Origin of the sequence: Aeromonas sp. 75A, from assembly GCF_051919425.1 — a bacterium.
Lineage (GTDB): Bacteria > Pseudomonadota > Gammaproteobacteria > Enterobacterales > Aeromonadaceae > Aeromonas > Aeromonas veronii.
In genome coordinates, this window is the sequence record NZ_JBQBES010000002.1 from 435,970 (window position 1) to 455,856 (window position 19,887).

The 19,887-nt window shown below is 59.2% G+C and carries 21 protein-coding genes and 1 pseudogene; 10 read left to right on the forward strand and 12 right to left on the reverse strand.

Annotation, left to right across the window (positions count from 1 at the left end; all coding sequences use genetic code 11):
* Nucleotides 1-78 precede the first annotated feature (78 nt).
* The 3 genes from flgA to ACTG2T_RS01930 all read left to right on the forward strand — a co-directional run bounded on the left by flgA (nt 79) and on the right by ACTG2T_RS01930 (nt 1,587).
* Nucleotides 79-762, forward strand: coding sequence for a flagellar basal body P-ring formation chaperone FlgA (gene flgA, locus ACTG2T_RS01920; protein WP_005334175.1), 684 nt, complete (start codon nt 79-81; stop codon nt 760-762).
* 91 nt (nt 763-853) lie between these two features.
* On the forward strand, nt 854-1,174 hold the full coding sequence (gene flgM, locus ACTG2T_RS01925) for a flagellar biosynthesis anti-sigma factor FlgM (protein WP_005334177.1): 321 nt from the start codon (nt 854-856) through the stop codon (nt 1,172-1,174).
* Nucleotides 1,171-1,587 (forward strand): flagella synthesis protein FlgN, encoded by a 417-nt coding sequence (locus tag ACTG2T_RS01930; RefSeq protein ID WP_162895324.1) that lies wholly within the window; start codon nt 1,171-1,173, stop codon nt 1,585-1,587. The genes flgM and ACTG2T_RS01930 overlap by 4 nt, the downstream gene beginning before the upstream one ends.
* A gap of 36 nt (nt 1,588-1,623) precedes the next feature.
* On the opposite strand, the gene yfcE is transcribed toward ACTG2T_RS01930, so the two are convergent.
* Together yfcE and ACTG2T_RS01940 are read right to left on the reverse strand one after the other, a co-directional pair.
* Complete coding sequence (yfcE, locus tag ACTG2T_RS01935) at nt 1,624-2,166, reverse strand: phosphodiesterase (protein ID WP_111899692.1); 543 nt, start codon at nt 2,164-2,166, stop codon at nt 1,624-1,626.
* Between the two features lie 10 nt (nt 2,167-2,176).
* Nucleotides 2,177-3,814, reverse strand: coding sequence for a peptide ABC transporter substrate-binding protein (locus ACTG2T_RS01940; protein WP_330125198.1), 1,638 nt, complete (start codon nt 3,812-3,814; stop codon nt 2,177-2,179).
* A 156-nt stretch (nt 3,815-3,970) separates the two neighbouring features.
* On the opposite strand from ACTG2T_RS01940, the gene ACTG2T_RS01945 reads away from it, so the two are divergent.
* Nucleotides 3,971-4,870 carry a DMT family transporter gene (locus ACTG2T_RS01945; RefSeq protein WP_115520927.1) on the forward strand — a complete coding sequence of 300 codons (900 nt, stop codon included), beginning with the start codon at nt 3,971-3,973 and terminating at the stop codon, nt 4,868-4,870.
* 19 nt (nt 4,871-4,889) lie between these two features.
* On the opposite strand, the gene rsuA is transcribed toward ACTG2T_RS01945, so the two are convergent.
* Nucleotides 4,890-5,582, reverse strand: a complete 693-nt coding sequence (gene rsuA / locus ACTG2T_RS01950; protein WP_330125199.1) for a 16S rRNA pseudouridine(516) synthase RsuA — start codon at nt 5,580-5,582, stop codon at nt 4,890-4,892.
* Between the two features lie 168 nt (nt 5,583-5,750).
* Here rsuA and ACTG2T_RS01955 point away from each other — a divergent pair, with 168 nt between their 5' ends.
* Nucleotides 5,751-6,950, forward strand: coding sequence for an HD-GYP domain-containing protein (locus tag ACTG2T_RS01955; protein WP_005350638.1), 1,200 nt, complete (start codon nt 5,751-5,753; stop codon nt 6,948-6,950).
* Nucleotides 6,951-6,968: 18 nt separating this feature from the next.
* Here ACTG2T_RS01955 and ACTG2T_RS01960 read toward each other — a convergent pair whose 3' ends face one another.
* Both ACTG2T_RS01960 and fsa read right to left on the reverse strand, forming a co-directional pair.
* Nucleotides 6,969-7,148 (reverse strand): hypothetical protein, encoded by a 180-nt coding sequence (locus ACTG2T_RS01960; RefSeq protein WP_005359499.1) that lies wholly within the window; start codon nt 7,146-7,148, stop codon nt 6,969-6,971.
* Between the two features lie 131 nt (nt 7,149-7,279).
* A complete protein-coding gene (gene fsa, locus ACTG2T_RS01965) occupies nt 7,280-7,933 on the reverse strand; it encodes a fructose-6-phosphate aldolase (RefSeq protein WP_005334193.1) in 654 nt (217 codons plus the stop codon).
* A gap of 128 nt (nt 7,934-8,061) precedes the next feature.
* Here fsa and ACTG2T_RS01970 point away from each other — a divergent pair, with 128 nt between their 5' ends.
* The 4 genes and pseudogenes from ACTG2T_RS01970 to ACTG2T_RS01985 all read left to right on the forward strand — a co-directional run bounded on the left by ACTG2T_RS01970 (nt 8,062) and on the right by ACTG2T_RS01985 (nt 14,227).
* Nucleotides 8,062-8,958 (forward strand): glycyl-radical enzyme activating protein, encoded by an 897-nt coding sequence (locus ACTG2T_RS01970; protein ID WP_330125200.1) that lies wholly within the window; start codon nt 8,062-8,064, stop codon nt 8,956-8,958.
* Nucleotides 8,959-8,962: 4 nt separating this feature from the next.
* Nucleotides 8,963-11,407: a formate C-acetyltransferase/glycerol dehydratase family glycyl radical enzyme gene (locus tag ACTG2T_RS01975; protein ID WP_330125201.1), complete on the forward strand. Its 2,445-nt coding sequence runs from the start codon at nt 8,963-8,965 to the stop codon at nt 11,405-11,407.
* Nucleotides 11,408-11,501: 94 nt separating this feature from the next.
* Nucleotides 11,502-12,248 carry a DeoR family transcriptional regulator gene (locus ACTG2T_RS01980; RefSeq protein ID WP_330125202.1) on the forward strand — a complete coding sequence of 249 codons (747 nt, stop codon included), beginning with the start codon at nt 11,502-11,504 and terminating at the stop codon, nt 12,246-12,248.
* Between the two features lie 127 nt (nt 12,249-12,375).
* Nucleotides 12,376-14,227 (forward strand): annotated as a pseudogene (locus ACTG2T_RS01985) (extracellular solute-binding protein).
* A 94-nt stretch (nt 14,228-14,321) separates the two neighbouring features.
* Here the strand turns inward: ACTG2T_RS01985 and ACTG2T_RS01990 are convergent.
* Together ACTG2T_RS01990 and ACTG2T_RS01995 are read right to left on the reverse strand one after the other, a co-directional pair.
* Entirely contained in the window at nt 14,322-14,714 is a 393-nt protein-coding gene (locus tag ACTG2T_RS01990) for a DUF2750 domain-containing protein (protein WP_005334204.1), read from the reverse strand.
* Between the two features lie 159 nt (nt 14,715-14,873).
* Complete coding sequence (locus ACTG2T_RS01995) at nt 14,874-15,422, reverse strand: hypothetical protein (RefSeq protein WP_330125203.1); 549 nt, start codon at nt 15,420-15,422, stop codon at nt 14,874-14,876.
* Nucleotides 15,423-15,667: 245 nt separating this feature from the next.
* On the opposite strand from ACTG2T_RS01995, the gene ACTG2T_RS02000 reads away from it, so the two are divergent.
* Nucleotides 15,668-15,916 carry a TIGR02647 family protein gene (locus ACTG2T_RS02000; RefSeq protein ID WP_005334209.1) on the forward strand — a complete coding sequence of 83 codons (249 nt, stop codon included), beginning with the start codon at nt 15,668-15,670 and terminating at the stop codon, nt 15,914-15,916.
* Here the strand turns inward: ACTG2T_RS02000 and ACTG2T_RS02005 are convergent.
* The 5 genes from ACTG2T_RS02005 to pdhA all read right to left on the reverse strand — a co-directional run bounded on the left by ACTG2T_RS02005 (nt 15,903) and on the right by pdhA (nt 19,881).
* Nucleotides 15,903-16,208 (reverse strand): hypothetical protein, encoded by a 306-nt coding sequence (locus ACTG2T_RS02005; protein ID WP_139411259.1) that lies wholly within the window; start codon nt 16,206-16,208, stop codon nt 15,903-15,905. The two genes, ACTG2T_RS02000 and ACTG2T_RS02005, sit on opposite strands and share 14 nt — an antisense overlap.
* A 90-nt stretch (nt 16,209-16,298) precedes the next feature.
* Entirely contained in the window at nt 16,299-16,508 is a 210-nt protein-coding gene (locus ACTG2T_RS02010) for a cold-shock protein (protein WP_005302803.1), read from the reverse strand.
* Nucleotides 16,509-16,716: 208 nt separating this feature from the next.
* Entirely contained in the window at nt 16,717-17,817 is a 1,101-nt protein-coding gene (locus ACTG2T_RS02015) for a dihydrolipoamide acetyltransferase family protein (RefSeq protein WP_124929756.1), read from the reverse strand.
* A complete protein-coding gene (locus ACTG2T_RS02020) occupies nt 17,814-18,800 on the reverse strand; it encodes an alpha-ketoacid dehydrogenase subunit beta (RefSeq protein WP_021231077.1) in 987 nt (328 codons plus the stop codon). The genes ACTG2T_RS02015 and ACTG2T_RS02020 overlap by 4 nt, the downstream gene beginning before the upstream one ends.
* Nucleotides 18,793-19,881, reverse strand: a complete 1,089-nt coding sequence (pdhA, locus tag ACTG2T_RS02025; protein ID WP_330125204.1) for a pyruvate dehydrogenase (acetyl-transferring) E1 component subunit alpha — start codon at nt 19,879-19,881, stop codon at nt 18,793-18,795. Before pdhA ends, ACTG2T_RS02020 begins: the two co-directional genes overlap by 8 nt.
* Between the last annotated feature and the right edge of the window lie 6 nt (nt 19,882-19,887).

Below are 19,887 nucleotides of genomic sequence, written 5' to 3' on the forward strand. Positions count from 1 at the left end.
TGACAACGAACAGATTCTGAAGCAATCATAGTTAAATATGGTGATATGCGTGAACAACTTATCGACCAACGAGCGAAAATGATTAACCGACTTTTACTCATCAGCCTCTTTTTTGGCAGCATATCTTCCAGCTACGCCTCGGACGTCACTACTTATCTGCAAGAAAAGGCACAAGAGTTCGTTTACAGCCAGCTGGATATTCCGTTGGATGCCAGAGCCGAGGTCACCTCTGCCACACTGGATGAACGGCTCCCACTGACCCGCTGCGAAGATCTGCTCACTATCAGCTTACCAGCAAAAATGGAAATTCGCCGTAATACAACAGTTTACCTTAAGTGTGAAGAAGAGAGGCCCTGGGACGTCTATCTCCCGGTGCGGGTCAGTATTCAAAAGCCCTATGTCACTGTGACCAACCCCATCGCCAAGGGGGACCTGCTGAGTGAAAGCCAGCTGGTGTTGGCCTATCAGGATCAGACCCTGATCCGCGGCGACTACCTGACTGACACAGCCCCTCTTGTCGGAGTACGCAGCAAGCGGGAGTTAAAACCGGGGCAACCCATCCGTTTGAGCCAGGTTTGTGTCGTGTGCAAAGGGGATCAGGTCACCCTGACGGCAGAAAACAGCAACTTCCAGATCAAAACCATGGCCCGAGCCTTGCAAGATGGCAGCTTCGGAGAGATCATCAAACTCGTCAATATTCGCTCCGGCAAAACCGTTGAGGGTAAAGTCAGTGCGGTAGGTGCCGTATCGGTCACTTTTTAAATCCGGATCCTTGACAACTTTTTTCTAAAGTTTTGATCTGCCGCACCGATAAACAGGTAAGCAAACCTTAAAGCAGACGAAGGTAACTAAAATGGCCATCAACAATATCAACAACTTGGCGAATAATCGGTTGCAAAATACCGCTAATAGCCAGGGGACAGGCAGCAAGTCAGTCACCTCATCGCCCGAAAACAAAGCGGCTACTGTCAAGCTGGACTCCGTCTCCTTGACCAGTGAGGCGCAACAATTGCAAAAGATGCAACAAAACCTCAATACCGCCTCGACCGGCAATGAGAGCAAGGTCGAACGGCTGAAAAAAGCCGTCGCGAGTGGCGAATATCAGGTTAACAGCGACGCTGTGGCCAAGAAGATGTTCAGTTTCGAGGCCAATCTGGACAAAGTTCTGGGATGATGGATTTACCTTCGTTACTGCACACCCAAGATGATTACCTCAGCCAGATGCAAGGCATTCTGGAAGAGGAGTTCAGCTTGCTCGAACAGCATCAGGCACTGGCCCTGCCCGCACTGACCGAGCGCAAACAGCAGTTGCTTGCTGCGATAGAAACCCTGGACAAGGCTCTGGCAGAGATGCCGGAACTGGCACTGCAGCTGGCAGCCTATCCCGACGAGATGGCACAGCTTCGTGCAAAACTGGATGCCTGCCAGGCACAAAATGATATCAACGGTCGCTTGCTTGAATTGAGCATCGTCTCAAACCGTCGTCTGGCAACCTTTCTGAGTCAGCTGCGCGATCGCAACAGCCTGACCTATGACGCCAAGGGCAACACTCGCTCTGGCACCCGCTCCTACGGTATCAAGGCCTGACATCTCTTATCAGGCCTTGCATTTTTGCTCTCCGTTTTAAAGCACCAGTCGCAACAACTCTCGCCCGTCCTCACACGCATTGACGCGCAGTACCCCGTCCTCATAGCACCCGTAACTGGCCGGCAGCTCACCGCGCGGGAAACAGATTGACCCCGGGTTCATCAATACCCGCTCCCCCTGCCACTCCAGCACCGGCACATGGGTGTGACCGCTCAGGAACAGACTCCCCACAGGCAGCTGTACCTCGTCCGGGCGATAAAGATGGCCATGGCTGACAAACCAGCGCCGCTCATCGATCAGTAACTGGTTGTAGGGGGCGGTGATGGGAAAGCGCAACAGCATCTGATCTACTTCGGAATCACAGTTGCCCCGCACCGCGATGATTTGCGGAGCCAACTCGTTGAGCCGATCGGCCACAGCGGCCGGGTTATACCCTTCCGGCAGAGGATTGCGCGGGCCATGGTTGAGCAGATCGCCGAGCAGCAGATAGTGATCCGGCTGCCAGGGCTCAAGTTGGGTCAGCACCCGCTCCAGCGCAATGATGCTGCCGTGGATGTCGGAAATGATGGCAAGTTTCATGAAATGCTCCTCACTGCGGGCTGAAGTAGAGATCCTTGGTGGCAATCGTCCCTTTCAAATTCTGGCTGGGCAGCCCCCGCAGCGCGGGATCGACCAGTCTCATCTGATTGTAATGATACACGGGGAGGATCGGCGCCTCCTCAAGCAGCAACTGTTCGGCATGCCGGTAGAGTTCAACCCGGCTCGCGCTGTCCAGCGTATTGGCAGCCTGCTCCAGCAACAGATCAAAGTCGGGATTGCAGTAGCTGCTCTCGTTACGCAGATCCTGACAACGGAAGCTGCCCAGCATGGCTGAAGGCTCCACGTAATCGCCAAACAGGAAGCTTCTGGCCACCTGAAAATCACCGCTATCCTTGGCCACCTGATAGGCGCCCCACTCCAGACTGTTGAGGGTGACCTGCACCCCCAGCTTCTGCCACATGGCGGCAATGGCCATCGCCATCTGCTTGTGGGTTTCGGCGCTGTTGTAGGTAATGCTCAGCTTGAGTGGATTGGCACTGTTATACCCGGCCGCTGACAGCAACGCTGCCGCTTTGGCCTGGCGGGTTGGCATATCTTCAAGCGCCACAGGCAATATCACCCGGGGGTAACCCGGCATCTCCGGCAACAGCGACCATGCCGCCTGTTCATCCTGACCGCTCACCGATTCAATAAGCTGCTGTCGATCAACCGCCATGGAGAGTGCCTGACGCACCCGTGCATCCTGCAGTTCGGGGCGCTTCAAATTGAACGCATAGATATAGGTGCCAAACAGCGGCAAGCCCCAGAGCCGCTCCGGAGATTCGCGCTTCATCTTCTGGTAATAGCCGAGGGAGACCTTGTTGGTGAGCTGGATTTCACCAGCCTCATAGCGCAGCCGTTCGGCATGTTGCGAGGTGATAGGCAAATAGGTGACCCGTCCGATACGGGTGTGAAGGTCATCCCAGTAGTGGATATTGCGCTCGGCTTCGATCCGCTCGTTCGGCGTCCAGCTTGCCAACCGATAAGCACCATTGCTCACCAGCTTGCCGGGCTCGGTCCACTGCTTGCCAAATTTGGCTATCGCCTTCTGATTGACTGGCACAAAGGGGCGCTGACTGATGAGCTGCAGGAAATAGGGAGCCGGCCGCTCCAGAGTGATTTTTAGGATCTGATCGCTTTGCGCTTCAATGCCAAGATTGCCGAGCTCCAGCGCACCGGCATAGATGGATTGCGCATTGTTGATCCCCGTCGCCAGCAGCAATCCGGCAGAAGGGGAGTTGATGGCCGGATCGAGCAGACGGCGCCAGGCATAGACGAAATCAGCGGCCACCAGCGGCTCGCCATTGGACCACTTCAGTTGAGGGCGCAGGAAAAATCGCCACTCCAGCCCATCGTCACTCACCTCCCAGCGCAGCGCCTGAGCAGGTACGATATGCCCCTGCTCATCTTCGCTGACCAGCCCTTCAAACAGATCGACCAGTACCGCCTCACCCGGAAAACCGGAGCGCACCAGCGCAGGATCCAGCGACTCCGGCTCGGCACCGTTGCCCTTGACCAGGGTTTGCCGATCGGCAAGCAAAGGCTGCTGCTCAACGGTGGTGGCATGGGCCAGGGGCCCTGCCAGCACGGCAAGCAATAGCGGGGAGAGCCAGCGTTGCGCCAGCTTGGGGAAGAAACCATACCTCATGACAAAACCTCGAATAAAACCACTGCAGGAGGGGAAGGCCGACGGCGCGCCTGATGAATGCCTGATACCGCTCTTGTTATCCCCGAAAACGCCCCGTATTGTATCGGGCTTGCCCGGGAGATGGAGTCCTTCGGGTTAATTTTTTCAGGAGTTTTTATGGGTTATGAGTGGCTGGCCCTCGCGTCGGCCAGTTTATGGGCAGTTGCAGCGCTAATTTCGGTCAAACCGGCCCGTCATCTCGGCGCATTTGCCTACAGCCGCTGGCGCATGTTTCTGGTCAGCCTGATGCTCGGCACCATGAGTCTGCTCACCGGTGGCTGGCAAACCCTCACCGCAAGCGCCCTGCCCCTGCTCGCCATCTCGGGGCTGGTCGGCATCTTCGTGGGCGATACCGCGCTGTTTGCCTGCATGAACCGGCTGGGGCCAAGACGCAGTGCCCTGCTCTTCTCCTGCCATGCGCTGTTTTCCGCCCTGCTTGGGCTCTGGCTCTTTAATGAACAGCTGACAGGCTGGCGACTGCTGGGGGCCATGCTGGTCTTTGCCGGCGTGATGCTGGCGATCCTGTTTGGCAGACGCAGTAGCAGCAACGAGTGGGAGCAGATCCGTGGCAATCTGGCGCTGGGAATTGGCCTTGGCCTGACGGCGGCACTGTGTCAGAGCGTGGGAGCCATCATCGCCAAGCCGGTGATGATGAGTGGTGAGGTGGATGCGGTGAGTGCATCGGGTATCCGGATGGGCAGTGCCCTGCTGGCCCACTGCGTCCTGCGGCTTGGGCGCTTGCCGCTGGCCATGCCGCTCAAACCGGTCAATCGCCATATCCTCGCCATGATTGCCACCAACGGTTTTCTAGCGATGGGGCTGGGGATGACGCTGATCCTGATGGCGCTGCGGCAGGGCGAGGTGGGCATGGTGGCCATTCTCTCCTCCACCACGCCGGTACTGCTGCTGCCGCTATTGTGGTGGCACTCGGGGGAGCGGCCATCCGTTGCCGCCTGGGCGGGTGCACTGATTGCAACCCTGGGCACCGCACTGGTGCTGGGTTTCAGCACTCACTGACCCCCGGCACCATCCCTGATCAGAACAGGGCAATCTCCTCAGCGGTCAGCTCGCGGTATTCACCGGGTGCCAGCTCTTCGTCAAGCGTCAGGCCACCCACCCGCTCGCGATGCAAGCCAACGACCTTGTTGCCGATGGAGGCAAACATCCGTTTGACCTGATGGTACTTGCCTTCGTGAATGGTCAGGCGGGCCTCGCACTCGCCGAGAATTTCCAGCTGGGCAGGACGGGTTTTATCGGTCTCGTTACGCAGGTAGACCCCTTCGGCGAACAGCGCGATCGCATCCGGGTTCACCGGATCGGCCAGCCAGACGTGATAGGTCTTGGAACACTCGTGGCGCGGCGAGGTGATGCGGTGGGACCATTGACCGTCGTCGGTCACCAGCACCAGACCCGTGGTATCGAGGTCGAGGCGACCCACTACGTGCAGCTTGCCCATCGCCGGTTCATCCATCAGGAAGAAGACCGTCGGGTGATCCGGATCCTCGTTGGAGCAGACGTAACCTTCCGGCTTGTGCAGCATGAAATAGCGGTTGCGCTGCTCCAGCGTCAGCAGCACGCCGTCAAACTCGATCTGGCTCTGCTCATTGATATGAAAGGCGGGCTGCTTGACCACAATGCCATCCACCATGACCTCGCCCTGACGGATCAGTTTGCCTGCCAGCGAGCGGGTCAAATCGGAACAATCGCACAGAAATTTATCAAGCCGCATTCACAACCTCGGAGTCCAACAAGTAAAGGGGCGTCATTATATCGGGCGGGGGCGACAACGCCACTGTTAAGGGGTTGCCAATTATGACGAACTGGTCATCCGATGTTACACTTCTCCGGTGTGACCCATCCGAACGATACTCATAATAATAAGAGTCAGGAAGCCTTCATGAAGTCTCAAGCATCCTATCCCGTCATTCCCGTCAACCAGCTGAAACCCGGCATGTATGTCATTGCTATCGCCAGCCAGACAGGTGGGATGGAGATCGCCCAGATGGGCTTGGTGACCAGCGTGGCGCAAATTGCCAATTTGGTACGTCAGGGGGTGCTCACGGTACGCATCGATCTGGCCCGCAGCAAGCTGGGCAGTGCCGAGAGTGACGCCGTTACCTCCCCCGACCTCAATGCCAACAGCGCCCAGGTAGGGCGCCGTGCCAGTGCCAACGGTGAAGGGCGGGAGCTTAAAATCCGCCGCCTTTATCAGGAAGCGCGCGAGCTGCAAGGCAAGTTCATTCGCCACCTCAAAGCGGGTGAGCCCATCGACATCACCCCGCTGGCCGAAGTCGCCGAAGAGATGGTGGACACCATGTTCACCCACGGCGATGCCATGCTCTGTCTGGCCCGTATTCGCGCCAAGGATGCCTACCTGATGGAACACTCCATGAACGTGGCCATTCTGCTGGCCAACTTCGGCCGCTATCTGGGGCTTGAGCGCAGCGTACTCAAGGAGCTGACCCTGGGTGGCCTGCTGCACGACGTGGGCAAGATCATGACCCCGGACGAGGTGCTCCACAAACCGGGCAAGCTGACCGATGAGGAGTTCGCCATCATGCGCCAGCATGTGGTACACAGTTACGAGATCCTCAGCAATACCCCTGGCATTACCCCCACCATGCTGGAGGTGGCCGCCAACCACCACGAGCGGCTCGATGGCTCCGGCTACCCGCAGCGACTCAAGGGGGAGCAGCTCTCTCTCTATACCCGGATGAGCGGCATCGTCGATGTCTATGATGCCATCACCGCGGATCGGGTCTACAAAGCAGGTATGCAGCCGACCCAGGCCTTCCGCATTCTGCTCAAGGGGATCAATCAGCACTTCGATGCCGAGCTGGTCACCAAGTTCATCAAATGCATGGGGGTCTATCCGGTGGGTACGCTAGTGCAGCTCTCAAACCAGCGCCTGGCTATCGTGATGCAGCGCAACGAGCAGCAGCCGCTCAAGCCGGTGGTCAAGGTGATCTATCACGCCACCCAGCGTCACTACCTCGACGTACAGTGGCTGGATCTGGCAAAGTCAGGGGTTCAGGAGAGCATCGAAAACACGGTCGACCCCAAAGAGTTTGGCATCAACCTCGCCAACTTCTTCTAAATCTCTCACCTCAGATATTCATGATTGGCGCTGGCTGTCGAGCCAGTGCCGGATCAGAAACTCCTCATCCAGCGGCGAGAGATCAAAACGCAGGCTGGCCTCTTCAATGGCAGAGATATCGTGCTGGTGGTGCTCACTGAGCCAAAGCACCGCACGACGCAAATCTTCACCATGGGGGAGTAGCAGATGGTCGCTCATGGGATACCTCCGGTAGACTGCAGGGCGGCCCGCGAATGTAGCCACCTCTTTCCAGTCTAGTCGGTCAATCCCCATCACCCGCGCTTCTTCACCCTCCCCCCTCAATCACGGCAATCAGCTTGCCACCGGGATCAGCGACCGAAAGCGCGCTGCCAATCCTGATCGAACTTCACCAGCGCCGCATCCACCGCAGGCACGTTCAGCAGCTGCTCCGCCACATCGAGCGGCAAGGTGATCGATTGGCAACCGGCCAGCAGACAGTCGAGCGCTTGACGGGGAGTGCGGAATGACGCCGCCAGCACCTTGCTGTTCGGCGCGTGCAGCGCAAGCAGCTGTTGCAGCTCCTGCACGGTGGCGATGCCATCGCCCCCCTGAGCATCCAGCCGGTTAACGTAGGGCGCGACATATTCCGCCCCCGCCACCGCCGCCAGCCAGCCCTGCAGCGGGGTATAGACAGCGGTGCCCAGGGTCGGCACACCGTTGGCTGTCAGGCTCTTGATGGCAGCCAGCCCTTCTGCGCACACCGGGATCTTGATCACCAGATCAGGGTCCAGCTCACGCAGGGCAAATGCCTCGCGTACCATCTCGGTTTCGGTTTTGGCCATCACCTGGGCAAACAGGCGCGCCTTGGGCCCCAGCACGTCGCGCAGGGCGGGCAGCAGCTCACAGAGCGGCAATCCCCCGGCGGCGGTAATGGAAGGATTGGTGGTGACACCGGCCAACGGCAGGATCCGTGACCAGCGACGCACTGCCGCCACATCGGCGGTATCGAGATACAGCTCCATCTCTAACTCCTTAACGGGATGTTCAATATATCGCCATTCTAGCGAGAAAACATCTGCAAATAGCTTGATCGAAATCAAATCAACTTTCGAATGAAAGCAAATAGAATGCAAATACAAAAGGAGGCGGTATGATTTTCGACCTGCAACGATATTCAACTCACGATGGCCCCGGCATTCGCACCCTGGTGTTTCTCAAGGGGTGCTCACTGGCCTGTCTGTGGTGTCAAAACCCGGAAAGCCGCTCTCCCAAGCCGGACATACTACTCGACCGGCGCCAGTGCATCGAGGGATGCCAGCTCTGCAGCCAGGCCTGTCCGGCAATCTTGCGTGACAGCCAGGGTGTCCAGCTCGTCCGCTCAGCCCTCAAGGCCGATGATATGGAACGGCTGCGCGGCCTCTGCCCCAGCGAAGCGCTGCAGGTGTGCGGCCGCGATGAAACCCTGGACACCCTGATGGACACCATCTTGCGGGATCGTCCCTTCTTCGAGCGCAGCGGCGGTGGCGTCACCCTCTCCGGTGGCGAACCGTTTATGCAGCCCGAATTTGCAGCCAACCTGCTGGCCCGCTGCAAGGCCGCAGGGCTGCACACCGCAGTCGAGAGCTGCCTCCATGTGCCCTGGCACCAGATTGAGCCAAGCCTCCCCTCACTGGATCTAGTGCTGGCGGATCTCAAACACGTGGATAAAGAACGTTTCTTCCACTGGACCCGCGGCAAGGTGGAGCTGCCCATCGCGAACCTCAAGCGCCTCGCCGAGCACGGCGTGCCGATGCAGATCCGGGTGCCGCTTATTCCCGGCTTCAATGCCGACCGCGCATCGATCAGCGCCATCACCGACACCGCCGCCAGCCTCGGCACGGTGCAGGAGATCCACTTCCTCCCCTACCACACCCTGGGGATGGGCAAATATGCCCTGCTGGATCTGCCCTATCAGGCGCCGGACACACCGCTCGACGATCCCGATTTACTCAGCTTTGCCCATGCATACGCCCAACGTCAGGGGCTGACCCCTGTGACCAGAGGATAAGATCATGACCCAGCTCGACCTCAATACCCTCAGCCCGCGGATCCGCGCCCACAAAGAGAGCCTGATCCACATCGTTCAGCCGCCGGTCTGCACCGAGCGTGCCCGCCACTACACCGAAGCTTATCAGGCTCACCTCGCCCGGCCGCTGCCGGTGCGCCGCGCTCTGGCGTTGGCCCATCACCTCAAGGAGCGCACCATCTGGATCAAGCACGACGAGCTTATCGTCGGCAATCAGGCCAGTCAGGTGCGGGCGGCGCCGCTCTTTCCCGAATACACGGTGAGCTGGATTGAGAAGGAGATCGACGAGCTGGCGGACAGACCCGGCGCCGGTTTTGCAGTCAGCGAAACCGACAAAGAGATCATCCACGCCCTCACCCCCTTCTGGCGCGGTCAGACGGTGCAGGATCGCTGCTTCGGCCTCTTTACCGACGAGCAAAAAGCGCTGCTGGAGAGCGGCATCATAAAGGCGGAGGGCAACATGACCTCGGGGGATGCCCACCTCGCGGTCAACTATGAGGAGCTGCTCACGCTGGGGCTCGATGGCTTCAAGGCCAAGGTGGCCGAGCGGCGCAGTCGGCTGGATCTGGCGGATTGGGCCGACCTGCAGCGCGAGCAGTTCCTGCAAGCCGTCGCCATCACCCTGGATGCGGTCAGCGATCACATCGGGCGCTACGCCACCCTTGCCCACAAGATGGCCAGTGACATGGCCGCGCAAGAGCCGCGCCCCGAGCGCCGAAACGAGCTTAAGACCATCGCGCTCAACTGCGCCCACATCGCCCACCAGCCCCCCGAGACCTTCTGGCAGGCGCTGCAGCTCTGCTACTTTATTCAGCTCATCCTGCAGATCGAGTCCAACGGCCACTCGGTGTCGTTTGGCCGGATGGATCAGTACCTCTATCCCTGGTATCGCCGCGAAGTTGAGCTGTCGGAATCCCTGCCACGCGAGCGTGCCATCGAACTGCTGCAAGGGTGCTGGCTCAAGTTGCTGGAGGTGAACAAGATCCGCTCCGGCACCCACTCCAAGGCCTCCGCCGGCAGCCCGCTCTATCAGAACGTCACCATCGGTGGCCAGAACTGGCGGGATGGCGCGGCCCATGACGCGGTCAACGGCCTCTCCTACGCGATTCTGGAGTCCTGCGGCCAGCTGCGATCCACCCAACCCAACCTCTCGGTGCGCTACCACGCAGGAATGAGCGAGGATTTTCTCGACGCCTGCATTCAGGTGATCCGCTGCGGCTTTGGCATGCCCGCCTTCAACAATGATGAGGTGGTGGTCCCCGAGTTCATCCAGCTCGGGGTAAGCGTGGAGGATGCCCACCATTACGCCGCCATCGGCTGCATCGAGACCGCCGTGCCCGGCAAATGGGGCTACCGCTGCACCGGCATGAGCTTTATCAACTTCGCCCGCATCCTGCTGGCGGCACTGGATGGCGGCCGCGATGCCACCACAGGCAAGGTATTCCTGCCCCAACCCCAGTCGCTGCGAGACGGAAGCTTTGGCAACTTTGACGAGGTGATGGCCCGCTGGGATGAGCAGGTGCGCTACTTCACCCGCAAATCCATCGAGATCGACTGCGTGGTCGACAGCGTGCTGGAGGCCCAAGCCCACGACATCCTCTGCAGCACCCTGGTGGATGACTGCATCGAGCGCGGCAAGACCATCAAGGAGGGGGGCGCTGTCTATGACTGGGTCTCCGGTCTGCAGGTAGGAATTGCCAACCTCGGTAACAGCCTGGCGGCCCTGAAGAAACTGGTGTTCGAGCAGGGGATTGTGGATCAGCAAGAGCTGGCCGAAGCACTCGAGCAAGATTTTGCCGGACTAGCGGGGGAGCAGCTGCGCCAGCGCCTCACCAACGCCGCCCCCAAATATGGCAACGATCTGGACGAGGTTGACCTGCTGCTGGTGCAGGCCTACCAGAGCTACATCGACGAGCTCAAGGGGTTGCACAACACCCGCTTCGGCCGTGGCCCCATCGGCGGCACCTACTATGCCGGCACCTCCTCCATCTCGGCCAATGTGCCCTTCGGTGCCTCCACCATGGCTACCCCGGATGGCCGCCACGCCCGCACGCCGCTGGCGGAAGGGGCCAGCCCCTCGTCGGGTTCGGATCGTCTCGGTCCGACAGCGGTATTCAACTCCATCGGCAAGCTGCCCACGGCGGCCATTCTCGGCGGGGTGCTGCTAAACCAGAAGCTGAGTCCGGCGAGCCTTGAGAACGAGCGGGACAAGGCCAAGCTGATGAGCCTGCTGCGCACCTTCTTCGAAGTGCACAAGGGGTGGCATGTGCAGTACAACATCGTCTCGCGCGAGACCCTGCTGGCAGCCAAGGCCAATCCGGATCAATACCGGGATCTGGTGGTGCGGGTGGCGGGCTATTCGGCCTTCTTCACCGCCTTATCCCCGGATGCGCAAGATGATATCATCGCCCGCACCGAACACAGTCTCTGACGGGGCGCACCCATGGCGCCAGTGACGTCATATGATTGGCAAGCCACCCCACGGGTGGCTTGCCGCTATCCACCACCTTGCATGTGAGCGCACCATGAATCCACGCCACCAACTGATCCTCACTCTGGTCCATCAGGCTCGCAAGATGAGCGTGAGTGAACTCTCCCGACATACCGGCGTGTCTGAGGTGACGGTGCGCAACGACCTCACCGCGCTGGAGAAGCAGGGACTGCTCAGACGGGTACACGGCTCGGCCATGGCGCTGGAGACCGATGACCCGGATGCCCGGATGAACATCAACTACCTGCTCAAGGAGCGCCTCGCCGAGCGGGCCGCCCAGCTGGTGGAAGATGGCGAAACGGTCTTTATCGAAGGGGGCAGCGCCAACGCCATGCTGGCGCGCCATCTGGCCCTGCACAAACGGGTCACCATCATCACCATCAGCAGCTATATCGCCCATCTGCTCAAAGACACCCCGGCTCAGGTGGTGCTGCTCGGCGGGCTGTTCCAGCATCAGAGCGAGAGCGTGGTAGGGCCGCTCACTCGCCTCTGCATCGAGCAGGTGCACTTCTCCAAGGCCTTTATCGGGGTCGACGGTTTTCATCCCGAGATGGGTTTCACCGGCCGCGACATGATGCGGGCCGACGTGGTCAACAGCGTGCTGGCCAAGGGGATGACCAATGTGGTCATCACCGACAGCAGCAAATTTGGCGCCATCCACCCGAGCCAGCTTGGCGCGCCGGGCCAGATCAACGTGCTGGTTACCGACGATGCCCTGCCCGCCCCTATGCGGGCAGCCATCGCGGCCAAGGGGATCATCCTGCACAGCGTTGCGGCCTAGGTCACCCGCTAATTCACGCTATTTCATTGACCTGACAGGATAAAATTTTCATGATGAGCCAGTCCCCATCGGGACTGACATCACCAGTGCGTGATCTGCAGGAAGCAGACTTCAGGAGAGCAAGGACATGCCATCGACCATCACCGCCGGGGAGCGCCGACTCTCCCCCTATCATTCGCGCCACCGCCATCACCCTGGCCCTGTGCTGGAGCCCGTTTGGCTGGAGTGCCACGCTGCCTGCCGACTTGAAGTGGGAGAGCAACAACCAGGATCCTCTCTATGCCGATCCGGCCGCCAAACGCGGCGGCACCTTTCGCACCTTTATGACCAGCTTCCCCCTGACCCTGCGCAAATATGGCCCCGACTCCAACGGCGGCTTTGCCGGTTACGTGCGGGAAACCAACCTGCCACTGCTGAGCACTCATCCCGTCACAGGCAACCCCATGCCGATGCTGGCAAACGAGTGGGCCTTCGGCGCCGACAACAAGACCCTCTATTTTCGCATCAATCCCAAAGCGCGCTGGTCAGACGGCCAGCCGGTCACCGCCGATGACTGGCTATTTACCCTCAAGATGATGCGCAGCAAGGAGATCAACGACCCCTGGTACAACAACTACTACAGCACCCAAATAGCAGACATCACCAAGTTTGATGATCACACTCTGGCCATCACCAGCGGCACCGAAAAGAGCCGCCAGGATCTGCTCGAGTCACTGCCCATCAGCCCGGAGCCGAGCCACGCCATCAAGCTCACCGCCAACTGGGTCAAGGAGTACAACTGGAAGGTGTTGCCAGTCACCGGCCCCTATCAGATCGATCAGGTGAAAAAGGGCAAATCGGTCACCTTCAAACGGATTGAACACTGGTGGGGGGATGACGAGCGCTACTTCCAGCATCGCTTCAATCCTGCGCGGATCGAGATCAAGGTGCTCAGAGATCTGAACATCGCCTGGCAGCACTTCCTGCGCGGCGATCTCGACACCTTCCCGCTGGTGATGCCCAACTGGTGGCACGACAAGACCAAAACCGCCGAGTTCGAGAAGGGGTATATCGCGCGCACCTGGTTCTTCAACCAGACCCCGCAATCGCCGATGGGGCTCTATCTCAACACCGCCGATCCGCTGCTGAATAATCTCGATGTGCGGCTCGGGATCCAGCATGCCCTCAACCTCGACAAGATGCTCACCACCCTGCTGCGAGGGGATTACCAGCGACTCAACAGTTATGGCTCAGGTCAGGGTGAGTTTACCAACAGCGAGATCAAGGCCCGTCCGTTCGATCCCAAACTGGCACGGGAATACTTTGCCAAGGCAGGCTTTAACAAAGTGGGGCCACAGGGGATTTTGCAAAACGACAAGGGGCAGTCACTGACCCTCGCCATCACCTACACCACCGCAGAGCACGCCCAGCGGCTCACCTTGCTACGGGAAGAGGCCAAGAAGGCGGGGCTTAATCTGGAGCTCAACCTGATGGATGCCTCGGCCGGTTTCAAATCGATGCTGGAGAAAAAGCACCAGAGCGCCTGGATGGCCTGGGCGGGCAGCCGCTATCCCGCCTATTGGGAGTTCTTCCACAAGGTCAACGCCAACAAACCCCAGACCAACAACATCATGAACATCGATGACGATGCCATCACAGCGCTGGTGGAGCAGTATGACAAGGAGTTCGACTTTGCCAAAAAGGCGGCCCTGTCACGGCAAATCCAGCAGCGGCTCTATGAGCTGGCGAGCTTCGTCCCCGCCTATCAGGTGCCCTACACCCGGGAAGGCGCCTGGCGCTGGATAAAACTGCCAAAAGTACCTGCAACGCCCAAGAGCGAGCAACTCTACTGGCCCCTCGGTGGCGACAACAGCGGTTTCAGCTATGGCGGTTTGCTGTGGATCGATGAAGAGCTAAAATCCGAGACCAGGGCAGCCATCAAGAGCGGCAAGACCTTCCCGGCCGAGCCCATCATCAACACCACCTATCGCCAGCCCTGATAGCCACAACTCGTTTGGCAAACAGACCAAAAACAAAGACCCCGCCAGATAGCGGGGTCTTTGTTGGCAACCGGTGTTGCGAATAGCTCGGTGATCAGCCGCGCTTGGCCTGCTTCTCGGCAATGGCGTCAGCCACGTCAGCCGGCTCCAGTACGATGCCTTCCTGATCCGGGGTCGGGAACACGGCAACACACAGCTCGTCCTGCTCCATACCGTCAACCCAGCGCTCCAGCCATACCTTCAGGGTGATGGACTGCGGCTTGCAATCGGCCCACTCGCCTTCAGCCCACGCCTTGGCGTACTCCGGGTGCGGCCATACCGGGATGCAATCTTCATCGTCGGTGGTCAGCATCATGACGCCATGCTCGTCAGTCAGGACGAACAGCTCTTCATGCTCGACCAGCTTGCTGATGAAGTGATCGTAACGGTAATCAGCGTTCAGTTGCAGCGCGGCATTGCGCTCGGTGTCGCTCAGTTCATAGCTCATTGGCCAAGTCTCTCTCTCGATAAAGGGCGCCATGTTCACATCTTGTCGTCAGCTTGTCCAGCTTGCAGCCCCTTGGCACCGGATGGGGAGGACAATGACGCCAATAAGGATAGAGCAGCCTCCTCGATAGCGAGACCGCCAGCCATCATAATGCCCCTTTTACAGCGCAGGGGTGATCAGCTCCACATCAGGCTGCTCGCTCAGCTTTTGCCGCAGCCAGTAGGCGGACTCCACTTCGACAAAGCAGAGCAGATCCCGGCCATTGGCCGCCATCGTCATCAATTGTTCAAAACGCTGCTGTTGCTGTTGCTCCCAGGCGGAAGCGAGTTTGGCACCGTGGGCTTCATCCACCACTTCGCGACGCAACTCGAACAGGTTATCGGTGATCGGGCTGTTGATCTTGGCGGCGCTGTGCCAGTACATCAGCAGGTTATCCATCATCTCGCTGTCGTAGTTGGCCAGTGCATCCAGCTCGGGTGTATCACCGCTATCGCTGGCGACAAAATCGCACCAGCCCGCATCGAGTGACGCCAGCTCATGAGCCCCCTTGGCATGCTTGCGCAACAGTGCAATGTCGGCCCCCTTGCGTGCAGGCAACCAGACCTCGCCCTGATGGGCATCCAACAGGGACGTCAACGAAGCAGCGGGGTAAACCGGAAAGCGGGTACAAAGTGAATGCAGCAGGGATACCAGAGTGATCTTGACCATGAGCGATACCTTGAACAGGGCGAACAGCCACCAATAGACCGTCCGATATAAAGAAGTACCCTATCCTACCACGTTTGGTCCGGCTCGGCCCTTGGCGAAGCTGTCAGCCAACCATCTGATTACGCCGAAAAAAACAGCATTTGAAACGCAGCATCCAGCCAAAGATCAATAATTTGAGCCAGCGCCCACTAAAGTGGATCCGGGGATGCTAGTTTGCATACATCTTTAGCGTAAGGAGTAAATCCATGATTGGGATCGACCAGGTTTCTAACGAATTCGTGAACGATTTGAAAATACTGGCATGCTTTGATCCGGCCAACATGAGCCTGGGGATTAAATTACGCAGCGATATGTCTGAAGAGTTGTGCCAGGCGGCAGCCCGTCTGCATCAACAGGGGCTCATCAGCGCAGAAGATGGCGGCTATCTCACCCCGTTTGGCATGACCATGGTTGAACACCTGCAACATCTGTTGGTCGCACTCAAACCGCTTTGACCGGCTGTGGTGCCCAGAGCGAAAAGTTGAGTAGCTCCCAGCGCTCCCCTTGGTGAAGATGACAGGCAAACAGCAAAGGACCTTCGGGTCCTTTTACTTTGCCATCCACCAGCCACTCCCCCTCCCTTTCAGGCACCAGTCGCGCATTCACCTCATCGGGTTGCTGTGCAGTGCCCATCCGGACCTGGACAAATTGCTGGCAGATCACCTGCGCTTCCATCGCGGATTGAACCGGTACCGGCGCATCGGACGTCGAAGTCAAGGTGGCAGCAAGCAGGAGCGATAGCAGCATGATTCAGCACATGGGAGTCAGTAGCAGAAGCCAGATAAACAAAAAGCCGTGGCACCAGAGGTACCACGGCTTTCTTAAATTCTGTAAGAATTACAGAGCGGTTACGTTCTCAGCCTGCGGGCCTTTCTGACCTTGGGTCACAGAGAACTGTACGCGCTGACCTTCAGCCAGGGTACGGAAACCGTTACCTTGAATGGCGCTGAAGTGAACGAAAACGTCCGGGCCGTTTTCTTGCTGGATGAAGCCAAAACCTTTGGTTTCGTTGAAAAACTTAACGGTACCGGTGATCATGTTAGACATATCTTTTAAACCTGTATTCAAAATAATTACTTATGCTTTTCAGCGGGTAAAGCTCAAAAAACGGGATTAACTTATGAACAACAGGACAAGATGTGAAACATCGTATTCATTGACATAACTATCGCCCTTTCAAGCTGGTTTGGATTATACGTGGCTTTGTAGATTACGCAAACAAATTTGTGCCCTGCCAACGGCAGGGCACAATCCGTTATAAGGTGGCTGCTTCCAACGCTTCGACCAGCGCTCTGAGAAAACGAGCCGCCTCCCCGCCAGTACAGGCTCTGTGGTCAAATGTCATCGACAGCGGCAATGCCCTGACGGGACGCGCTTCACCATGGATGAACACCACTTTTTCGAACAGTTTGCCCGCCCCTATGATGGCCACCTGCGGCGGCGTGACGATGGGGCTGGCATAGCGGCCTGCGATAGCACCGAAGTTGGTGAGCGTGATGGTCGCCCCCTGCAGCATCTCGCGCGGCACGGCACGCGCCTTCACATCGGCGATCATCCGATCCAGCCCCTGCCGGATATCTGCCCCCTCCCGCTCGGCCACGTTCTCCATCACCGGCACATAGAGGCCATGCTTTGAATCCACCGCGATGGCTACATTGACCTCTTTAAACAGGCGCCGTGACAGGGTTTCGCCATCGAACCAGGCGTTCATCGAGGGCTCGGCGCGGCACGCCACGCCAATGGCCTTGATAAGGCGCACCGTCACATCCTCATCAGGCCGCCAGTGACGCAAATCCACCTCGTCGGTGATGCTGACCGGCACCACAGTCTGATGAGAGAGCTCCATCGCCTTGGCCATGGCCCGCCGCGACCCTTTGAGGAATTCGTTGCCACTGCTCTGCTGGGCCTCGAATGCCTGCTGCACATCCAGCTCGGTCACCATGCCGCCGCTGCCACTCCCCTTGATCCGCTCGATATCCAGACCCAGTTTTTGTGCCAGCAGGCGCACGGCAGGCATGGCTTGCACCAGCGATCCCCCCGGGGCAATGGCCCCCACCACGAAGTGATCCTCGATATGTTGCTGATGGGCGCTCACCTTGCCCACCACGGTGCCATCATCTTCGCCCCCCTCGAACTCCACCAGCGGTGCACCGATATGGAGGATATCCCCCTCGGCGCCGCAGAGACGGGCAATCACCCCGGCTACCGGAGAGGGTACATCCACCAGCGCCTTGGCCGTTTCCACCGACAACAGCACCTGATCGACCGCAACGGTATCACCGGCACTCACCTTCCACTCGACGATCTCGGCTTCGGCCAACCCTTCACCCAGATCCGGTAATTTGAAAAATTTCATAGCCACTGGTTCTCCATCAGCTGGTGAGCGGCATCGGCGATATCCTGCTCGGTGATGAGGTAATACGCCTCGTTGCGATAGTAGGGGACGGCGGCATCCACGCCGGTCAGCCGCTTGGGTGGCGCCTTGAGGCTGGGAAGTGCCTGCTCGGTCACCCGCGCCACGATTTCGGCTCCGACCCCGAAGCTGCCACACGCCTCGTGTACCACCAGCAAGCGACCGGTCTTGCGCACCGAGGTGAGGATGGTCTCCATATCCAGCGGCTTGATGGTGGCCAGATCCAGCACCTCGCACTGGATATCCTGCTCGGCCAGCAGATTCGCCGCCCGCATCACCTCCTGAATGCAGGCCCCCCAGGCCACTACCGTGATATCCCGGCCCGGGCGCAGAGTGAAGCAGACATCCAGCGGCAGGCCGACACCGTCATCCACCACCTCGGATTTCATCGAGCGATAGATGCGGTCCGGTTCGAAAAACATCACGGGATCCGGATCGCGGATGGCCGAGAGCAGCAGGCCATAGGCGCGTCTCGGGCTGGAGGGGATAACCACCCGCAGCCCCGGAATATGGGCAAACAGCGCCTCGACACTCTCGCTGTGATGTTCAGGCGAATGAATGCCCGCGCCATACGGGGAGCGATAGACGAGAGGACAGGAGAGGCGGCCACGGGTGCGGTTTCGCATCCGCGCCGCCTGACAGATGATCTGCTCCATCCCGGGGAAAATGAAACCCTGAAACTGGAACTCCGCCACCGGCTTGAGCCCCTGGGTGGCCATGCCAACCGCCACCCCGGCGATCAGCCCCTCGGCCAGCGGCGTGTCGATCACCCGCTTGAAACCGAACTTGTCGCGAAGGCCCACGGTGGCGCGAAACACCCCGCCGTTGACCCCCACATCCTCGCCCAGTACCACCACATCCGGGTCGTGTTCCATCTCGTAGTGAAGGGCCATGTTGACCGCTTCCAGCAAACTGATCTCACTCATGGCCAACCTCCTGCTTCATCCCCTTGGCAATCACTCGCTCACGCTGGGGCAAGAGTTCGGCGGGCAGGCCGGCATAGTGATAATCGAGCATCGCCTCCGGCGGCTGGGGCGCCATCGCCTCATAACGGGCGACCGCCTGTTCTACCTCTCGGGCGGCGTCCGCCAGCAGGCTCTGCTCCTGCTCCTCATCCCACCAGCCCTGGCTGTGCATAAACTGGCGCAACCGCTTGACCGGCTCTTTCGCCCAGGCGGCCTCGACCTCGGCCCCGTCGCGATAGCGAGTGGCATCGTCGGCCGTGGTGTGATCGCCGAGGCGATAACTGACCGCCTCGATCAGGGTCGGCCCCTTGCCGCTGCGGGCCCGTTCGACGGCACTGCGAGCGGCATCGTAGACCGCGACCACATCGTTGCCATCCACTTGCAGGCTGCGTACCCCTGCGCCAATTCCCTTCTGAGCCAGCGTAGGAGCGCTCGATTGCAGCTTGCGTGGCACCGAGATAGCCCACTGGTTGTTGTTAACGATGATGACCATCGGCAGGTGCCAGACACCGGCGCAGTTGAGCCCCTCCAGAAAATCCCCCTTGGAGGTGCCGCCATCGCCGATAGTGACTACGGCGACACGCGGTTGATTACGCAGTTTGAAGGCCGAGGCAATGCCACAGGCATGAGTGATCTGGGTGGCGATGGGGACGCAGATGGGGAGATCTTCAGAGGGAGTCCCATCGGGTTTGAGAAAATAACTGCCCCGCTCGTCACCGCCCCAATATTGCAAGTTCTTCTCCATCGGTACGCCCCGCACATAGAGGGTGGGCATGTCCCGATAGTAGGGAACGTAGACATCCTGCGGCTGCATGGCGAGACCAATGCCAATCCCCACGGCTTCTGCGCCGAGATGGGAGGGAAAAGTACCGAGTTTGCCGGTTCGTTGCAGCGCTATCGCTTTTTTGTCATAGCTGCGCACCATCACCATATTGCGGTAGAAGGTGTGCAGTATCGCCTTGTCCAGCCAGGTCGGTAAGGTGGCGACCGGGCACCCTTCCGCATCGAGGTAACGAAGGAAAGGGATGTCGACATGGGTCATAACTGG